Origin of the sequence: Falcatimonas sp. MSJ-15 (assembly GCF_018918265.1) — a bacterium.
Classification (GTDB): domain Bacteria; phylum Bacillota; class Clostridia; order Lachnospirales; family Lachnospiraceae; genus Falcatimonas.
This window is the reverse complement of sequence record NZ_JAHLQC010000045.1, coordinates 1-2,652: the sequence shown is the minus strand read 5'-3', so window position 1 is coordinate 2,652 and position 2,652 is coordinate 1. Positions and strand designations below refer to the sequence as shown.

Genomic DNA, 2,652 nt, shown 5'->3' with positions numbered 1-2,652 from the left:
TTGTCGCAATCCATCTGCCTTGCACCATATACTATATATTTTCGCCCTTTATATGCTGTACCCATTTGGTCTGTATCATAAATTACAAAATATGTGTCTGCCTGCCATCTATTAGATATGACTGTACCTACTTCTAATTGAAAAAATTGATTTTCGGTCATATATGTTCCTCCTATAGCCTTCTTCTCCCAGCCTCTCTTTATATCTTACCACATACTCTGCTGGTGGTGCATCTGAAATATCAATGTTTGTTGCATAGTCTAAATATGTAAAATTGGCAATCTGGTTGCTATCACGGTCATTGTTATAGCCAATTTGCTCAAGATAATGCTTAGGGAAGATATGATGCTTATCAACCGATACGTCCATTCTTTACATCAGACAATAAGTCAGCCACCTTGCCAGGAATATTGTCGAGTAATTTTTTTCCATCTTATCACGCTCCTTTTCTTTCATTCATATATATCGAAAATTTAGACCTAAGTTCTCTTATAATTGAACAAAATTATGCATCTGTTCCAACTGTATTTCAACATAAAAATAGACAGTCATCACTCTGACTGCCTACCCGCTAATGAGATATTTGGATTCGGGCATTACCCATGCCTCTCTACGGCCTACTTAAACATTAATATCTTCTCTACAAAAAGTCAATTCTTTTTATAACTTTTCTGATAATCTCCACGCTCTGCATGAATCTTTCCCGTCTTTAGAATTTAGCACTATAAGTCAATAAACTTAACCAGGAAGCAAAGGCTGCTAAAAATGAAAAGAAGGCAAAACAGATTTCCGATGATTCACCGGGCTCCCCTCTTATGGGGTTACTATATTATAGACAGAACTGAAAAAATTATTCCAAATAGTGATTTTGCCACCTCTACTCTATCCTGATGTGGATTTGTCAGTTTTGCTACTATTTTTCCATTCTTAGTAATAAATATATCTTCTGTAACATCCTTGAATGCAACTGGGACTACGTTTGATTCTCCATTTGCACAGGTTGCAAGATCCCACATACCATTTTTTAATACGTTGATTACTGATTCATTTAACATTTGATATTTCTCATTTTTACTGTATACAACAATTACTTTATGCTCTTATGTTAACGAATCTGCTCTCGTTTAGAAAGATATTTCGGCAAACTGGAATCTGTCTGTTACTCCTTTTTTCATTCGTATTTTTCAAATCTACATTGTTCCTGAACCTTTTCTCCAAGTAATGTGATTGCTTTTTGAGGGCATAAGCTGATACAACGATAACACATTGTACATCTTTCTCTGGGAACAGCCCGATTTTTATTCATTTCAATATTTTTCATAGGACACACTTTACTGCATACCCCACATCCGATACAAGCGTCACTTATCTTTAATTTGTCTGTATAACCTATCGTTTTACGATAAAACCATAGTCTTTGTCCAAACAGTCCTTTTATGTGTGCTATAAATGACAACCCTTCTTTTGGATATTTTCCTCTTTTAATCTGTTCAGCAGCCTGTTCTATTCGTTTGTCTGCACTCTTAACAATTTGCCTGTTTTGTTTAATATCTTTTTTTAACAGTTTACTATCACACACTGAGTCTGGCATTTTTATTTGCATCCCTCCAAGAATTTCAGCTCCATATTTCTTTAAAAGCCTTGCTGAACAACCAGTTCCGTCACCACTGAAAAGTCCCATTGTATTTAAACAAAATACTTTTTTACCTCTCCATAATTGAGCATTTCTTTTAATAAAATCGCGTACCATAAAAGGTGCATTAGAAAATTGTGTAGGATAGCCTAAAATAATCACATCTTGTTGTTCTAATATATTTGTTATTTGTGTATTTTCTAATGGAACTATTTTCGCCGTATCCTCTAACATGGATACCAGCTTTTCAACACAATGTTTTGTGTTTCCTGTTCCACTTAAATATATTCCTACCATTTACGTACTCTCTCCTTCAAATTCAAATTCTATTTCCAAGGTCTCTTTTTCTCTGTCCATCATATCTTTATTTGTTGATTTCATACCAGCTCCGGCAGCTGTGGATATGCATACTCCTTGTTTCTTAAACATAGATTCTTCTGGACTATGCACCATCCATCTGTATCCGTAATGGTCTAAAAAAGCTTTCATCGCCCCAGTCGCATGAAATACATAAACCGGACTGGCTAAGATAATAACATTTGCTTCATCCATTGCATCAGTAAGAGGCTTTAGTTTTTCATAATGCGGACATTTTGTCTCGGATTCAGTGAAACACTTTGTACATCCTACACAAAATTCTCCAAAATCTTTTGGAAGAAAAAATTCTTTTATATCGCTACTTATTTTCTCTGCCAACATATGAGCTATATGATATGTTGAGCCTTTATGACTTTGACCATGTATAATTACTATCTTCATATTTTCTCCATTTGCTTCGTGAAATTCAAATAAACGCGTGCTTTTATAGCTCGCCTCTCAAACGTGCTTCTATATCAGATGCCGTGTATAACACATCCGTTACAATTACCCTTTCGTCACGGATTGTGTAAAACACTGAATAATTATCAACGAGCATTCTACGCAACTCCATTCTCTTTTCCGGCTCAGAATCCATAATCCTAAATCGTTCCGGGAAAGTGTCTAATGTAAGTATTTCATCAGCAATGCGATTATATTGC

At 35.2% G+C, this 2,652-nt stretch carries 4 protein-coding genes; all 4 read right to left on the bottom strand.

All coding sequences use genetic code 11. From position 1 onward, the window contains the following. Positions 1 to 824: 824 nt before the first annotated feature. Positions 825 to 1,055: a type II toxin-antitoxin system prevent-host-death family antitoxin gene (locus KQI85_RS16750; protein WP_253293942.1), complete on the bottom strand. Its 231-nt coding sequence runs from the start codon at positions 1,053 to 1,055 to the stop codon at positions 825 to 827. A gap of 116 nt (positions 1,056 to 1,171) precedes the next feature. Beyond that, positions 1,172 to 1,930 carry an EFR1 family ferrodoxin gene (locus tag KQI85_RS16175; protein WP_055262374.1) on the bottom strand — a complete coding sequence of 253 codons (759 nt, stop codon included), beginning with the start codon at positions 1,928 to 1,930 and terminating at the stop codon, positions 1,172 to 1,174. Beyond that, the gene (locus KQI85_RS16170; RefSeq protein WP_371820695.1) at positions 1,931 to 2,392 is read right to left on the bottom strand and encodes a flavodoxin family protein; all 462 of its coding nucleotides are present in this window, start codon (positions 2,390 to 2,392) and stop codon (positions 1,931 to 1,933) included. Between the two features lie 43 nt (positions 2,393 to 2,435). Then, the coding region (locus KQI85_RS16165; RefSeq protein WP_216577056.1) for a type II toxin-antitoxin system RelE/ParE family toxin at positions 2,436 to 2,652 on the bottom strand (217 nt) is incomplete at its 5' end.

What these genes read in the sequence shown, in the direction of transcription:
- KQI85_RS16170 (WP_371820695.1), bottom strand. Translation starts at nt 2,392, where the DNA reads ATGAAGATAGTAATTATACATGGTCAAAGTCATAAAGGCTCAACATAT.
- KQI85_RS16175 (WP_055262374.1), bottom strand. Translation starts at nt 1,930, where the DNA reads ATGGTAGGAATATATTTAAGTGGAACAGGAAACACAAAACATTGTGTT.
- KQI85_RS16750 (WP_253293942.1), bottom strand. Translation starts at nt 1,055, where the DNA reads ATGTTAAATGAATCAGTAATCAACGTATTAAAAAATGGTATGTGGGAT.